Annotated in this window: 2 protein-coding genes and 1 pseudogene; 1 reads left to right on the top strand and 2 read right to left on the bottom strand. The window is 75.1% G+C overall.

What is annotated here, in order from left to right; all coding sequences use genetic code 11:
• A pseudogene (locus QL983_RS10455) lies at nucleotides 1-1,057 on the top strand (glycosyl transferase); the annotation flags it as partial.
• A gap of 56 nt (nucleotides 1,058-1,113) precedes the next feature.
• Here the strand turns inward: QL983_RS10455 and QL983_RS10450 are convergent.
• Nucleotides 1,114-3,246: a hypothetical protein gene (locus QL983_RS10450; protein ID WP_098471502.1), complete on the bottom strand. Its 2,133-nt coding sequence runs from the start codon at nucleotides 3,244-3,246 to the stop codon at nucleotides 1,114-1,116.
• The coding region (locus QL983_RS10445) for a glycosyltransferase family 4 protein (protein ID WP_290152903.1) at nucleotides 3,243-4,658 on the bottom strand (1,416 nt) is incomplete at its 5' end. The genes QL983_RS10445 and QL983_RS10450, both read right to left, overlap by 4 nt.

Genomic DNA, 4,658 nt, shown 5'->3' with positions numbered 1-4,658 from the left:
GGACCCCGCGCGCGATCCCCGGCCCCGCGGACTCCTGGTCGTGGGCGACCCGCCCACGGTCCGACCCCTCCTGGACGCCTGGCCCGTCGACGCCGGCCCCGCGACGCAGCGGCCGCCCCGGGAGGTCCCCGAGGGCCGCGGCCTCGCCGTGGGCGGCCCCGAGGCGGTCTGGGGCGTCCTGCAGGACTGGGTCACGGACGACCGTGCCCACGGCACGGTCCTCAGCGGGGGCGAGGGGCCGCTGTGGGGCCGGGCCGAGCAGTCCCCCGTCCATGAACTGCTCTCCCTCCGGGCTCGCGGACGCCAGGTCGCCCTCGTGGCCGGCGAGCGGATCCTGGCCGGCGTCGACCGGCGGCTGACGGCCGTCCCCGGCCACCCCTGGGGAGGACTGGACCCGGACGCGCGGGCGGCGCTGGACCGCCGCATCCGGCGTCAGGGCCGCCCGTTCCAGGCCGCCCTGGCCGCCGGAGTCCCCGTGCTCTCCCACCGGCGCGAGGAGGCGCTGCTGACGCCGGGCGTGCTCTGGCTGCCGGCACCGATCCCGACGCCGACGGACCGGGGACCCGGCCCTGACGCCGCGTCCGCCCCCCGCAGCGTGCTCATCCTGCCCGGGGACCGCACCTCGGCCGAGTCGGCGGCCGTGGACGAGCTGGTCGCGGAACTCACCGCACGCGGGATCCCGGTCGAGGCCCCGTCGGGTCCCCGGTTCCGCCGTCGACCCGACGCGTTCCACGGCGATGTCGTCGTGGCCCCGCTGCACACGGGAGAACTGGAGATCGCGGCCCTGCAGGCCCTGGCCGCGGGCAACGCTGTGGTCGCCGGGCCGCCGGTGACTCCCGCGCCGGACGAGTGCGCCCCGCCGGTGACCGAGACCGACGACGCCACGCTCCTCGCCACGGTGCTGGGCCTGCTGGAGGAGACGTCGGCGGCCGCGCGGGAACGGCGGGAGCGGGCGCGCGAGCACCACGCACGGCTGCACGCGCCCGAAGCCGTGCTGGCGCGGCTGCAGGCCCTGCTCAGCCCCGCGGAGACGAGGGACGAGCCCGCCGCGGTGTGATCCGTGACGGGCCCCTCCCGGGTCCCCGGATGGGCGCCCCCCGGTGGGGCCGGGACTCAGTCCTCGGCCGATGCCCGGGCGGTGGCCACCCGGGCGGCCCAGGACTGTGTGCGCTGGGCCTCGGCCATGCCGGGCGCCCCGCCCCGCACGAGCGCGGCGATGCCGGCGCGGATCGCCTCCGAGGAGCGCGCGACGCCGAGCCCCACGCGATTGCGCTCGAGGAAGTCCGCGATCCCCATGTCCGCGAAGCAGAGCACGGGGTAGCCGCGCTCGATCAAGGACATGGTCTTGTAGGGGAAGCTGAACCGGGCGTACTCGCCGCCCAGCAGCACCACGCCCACCACGGTCCGCGTCGCGGGGACGTACCACTCGAGCGGGACCGTGGTGATCCGCAGCCCGGGCCGGTCCGCCAGGCCGTGCTCGGCCAGCAGGTCCTCCAACACGGAACGCTCCCCCGCGCGCACGACGAAGTCGAGTCGCACCTGCGGGTCAAGCGTCCCGACGGCAGTGAGGTACTGGCCCAGGCCGTAGATCCCGCCCACGCCTCCGGCGTACAGCAGGGTGACGCCCTCCTCGCCGATCGCCGGGGCATCGGCGGGGACGGTGTTCGCCGGGGACACGGCCGGCGGCAGCGGCAGCCAGTCCACGGGCCCGCGGCCGTGGCGGGCCAGCAGGGCGTCGAAGCCCTCCCCGGACTCCGCAGACGGAGCCGCCAGCCGGTCCGCGGCCGCCGCCATCGCGTCGAACTCGGCGAGCCCACGCTCCTGGACGTCGCGCCGCGCGTCGGCGTCCTCAAGGTACCCGTCGATCTCGTCCAGCCAGTGCAGGTCACGCACGAACCAGACGCTCGTGCCGCCGCCGGCGGAGAAGCGGGCCATGACGTCCGCGAGGGCGGCGGTCACCCGGCCGACCGGGATCGGCGACGTCGAGTTCTCGCCGTAGAGGAGTCCGAGGGGACGGCCGGCGGCGAGCGCCTCGTCCAGGACCCGGAGCCGCCGGTCGAAGACGCCCGGGACGGAGGAGAGCCGCAGCGCCGCCGCAGGCTCGGAGAGGGCGTCGTTCATGTTGCGCACCCGCTGGGGACGGGCCCCGTCGGTGCGGTCCTCCAGCGGCGAGGTGGAGAAGAACACGTCCAACGGGCCGTCGTGCCGCAGCACCGCGAGGTCCTCGAACGTCCGGTCCACGCGCCCGGTCATCGCCGTGCGGTAGGCGGCGAGCAGGTCGGTGGTGCCGTCGTCGACGGCGTCGACGGCGGAGTGAGGCTCGGGCCCCCCGCGCAGGGCCGCGGCGAGCTCCGTGACGAGGCGCAGCCCCCGCCCCGTCCGCACGCCCGGATGGCCCGCGGCCCACGCGCCCGAGCCGATGGTGTCCTCCACCACCAGCCGTTCCGCGAAGCCGGTGCCGACCAGGAGTTCGCCGACGGCAGTGTGGTCTCGCGACGAGCCCACGAGGACCACGTGCGTGGCGCCGCCGAGCCGGGTCGCCGCGACCGCGTCGAACGCGCGTCCCGCGACGAGGTCGCGGGTGCGGTAGAGGGCGGAGGCCGAGAGGCTGCGGAGCGAGGCGCCCGGCACCGTGTCCACCGCGGTCTGGAGCGCCTCCATCTGTGCCGCGAGGCGGTCGGCGGCGCCGTGTTCGGGGTGGAGGACGACGACGCTCGGCGTCTCGAATTCTTCGGCCAGCGGAGGCAACAACTCGGGCGGCAGGGCTCGACGTGGATGGCGGAGGTGGGCGCTCCACGACCCCTTCGACAGGGCCTTGTCGAACTCCCATTCGTTCTCGAGGAACAGCCGGTCGACCGCCCGCGTCAGGGCCGCGAAGTCCTCCTCGGCGTGCCTGCGGGCCGCCGAGAAGTCCAGGTCGCCGCGGCGGAGCAGGGGGATGAACTCCTCCTCTACATGCCGGGCGGCGAAGCCCGCGGCGCCGAGCCCGGAGGCGAGGATCGCGTCGTAGGCGCCCGCGGCCGTGACCCGGCGCATCTCGCGCGCGATCTGGGCGCCGGCAGCGCGCAGGGCGTGGGTGCCGGTCCACGGGTAGAGCGGGGCCGGGGCAAGGCCGGGACGCCGGCGCAGCCAAGCGTGCGAGGCGACGTCGAGGACGTCGACCACGTGGCCGCTATCGCGCAGGTCCTGCAGCAGCAGACCCTCCGCCGGGCCCGTGCCGGCCGTCAACAGCAGCACGGCGCTCATGCGTTCTCCTCCCCTCGCCCGCCCGGGCCTGCCGCCAGACCCATCAGCGCCATTTCCTGGTCCACGGTGTGCTCCGGCGAAGTCTGCGCGCGGACCCGGGCTGCCGCGGCCCGGGACATCCGCAGGAACAGGTCCGGGTCCTCCATCAGCCGTCGCAGGCCGTCGGCCAGCCCGGCCACGTCCTCGGCGTCGGCGATCATCGCGCAGTCCTTGTCCACGAACTCCCGGACGGCGCCGGCGTCATTGGTCACGGGCACGAGCCCGGAGGCCATCGCCTCGTCCCGCGAGACCCCCTGGGAGTCGAGTCGGGTGGGCACCAGGAACACGCCGTGCTCCCGGTGCAGGGCCGCGATCTCCTCCTGGACGGCGAAGCGGCGCTCCACCGTGACGTTCGCGTCGTCCGCGAAGGCCTCCTCGAAGAGGCCGAAGTGCTTGCCGTCGCCGATCACGGTGACCTGCATGCGGTCCCACAGGGGCGTGTCCCGCAGGCGCTCGAGGGCCCGCACGGCGAGGTCCGCGCCGTAATTGAGGTTCGCCGCGGAGCGGACCCACAGCACACGGAAGCGCTGCTCGGGGTCCTTGGGCACGAAGCAGAACAGGTCCGTGTCGATCACGTTGTGCACGATCGCCGTGCGTTGCGCCGGGAAGACGAGCTCCATGTCCTCCTGAGCCGCTCGGCGCCACCAGCGGGAGACGAACACGAACCGCTCGGGGCCGTGCGGGTGGTCGAGCACCTCGCGCCAGAAGCGCTGGCGTTCCAGGGTGTCGCCGATCGCGTCGTCCACCTGCCCCTGGGTCCGGTGGTTGCGCATGGTCCGGATCCACCGGCGCGACTCGAAACCGTGCATGAACGCGAAGAAGCGGTGCCCCGCCAGCGCGTCCTGGATCGGCTCCCAGAGGGAGCGGACGAGGAAGTGGGCCGCCACGGACTCGTAGTGCCGCGTGCGCAGCAGCTCCGCGGCCTCCGCTCCCCGGCCCACCAGCACGTGGACGCCGTCGTACTCGTAGGAGCGGGGTTCGGCGGACCGATCGATCACCGCGACGTCGACGCGGACGCCGGCGGCCTGGAAGTACTTGACCCGGCGGTGCACGAAGCCGTTGCCGTAGGAGTTCTCGAGGGTGGGGTACACGCCCACCACGACCAGGTGTCGCGGCGCGTCGTCGCCGAGCTGGGCGGCGGCGTCCGCCCGTGCGAAGTGGTCGGCGACCCGCCTCGGCGCGGCGGCCAGGTCCTCCTCCTCGTGGCCCGTGGGGGTCAGCGGGGGCGCCGGCTCCGCGAACAGGCGCCGCTTGAGCACGGCGTTCTCGAGCTGCAGCAGTGTCGCTGCCTCTTGCGAGGTGTAGGTGTCCCCGACGTCGGCGAGGTGGAGGTAGCCGCGATAGCCCGGGGTGGTGTCGCGGGCGGGCGCGGC

The organism is Micrococcus sp. APC 4021 (genome assembly GCF_030407635.1).
Classification (GTDB): Bacteria; Actinomycetota; Actinomycetes; order Actinomycetales; family Micrococcaceae; genus Micrococcus; species Micrococcus luteus.
This window is presented reverse-complemented; position numbering and strand designations above follow the sequence as displayed.

Bases quoted from the DNA above. Each gene is read 5' to 3' on its own strand.
- QL983_RS10450 (WP_098471502.1), bottom strand. From the start codon at position 3,246: ATGAGCGCCGTGCTGCTGTTGACGGCCGGCACGGGCCCGGCGGAGGGT.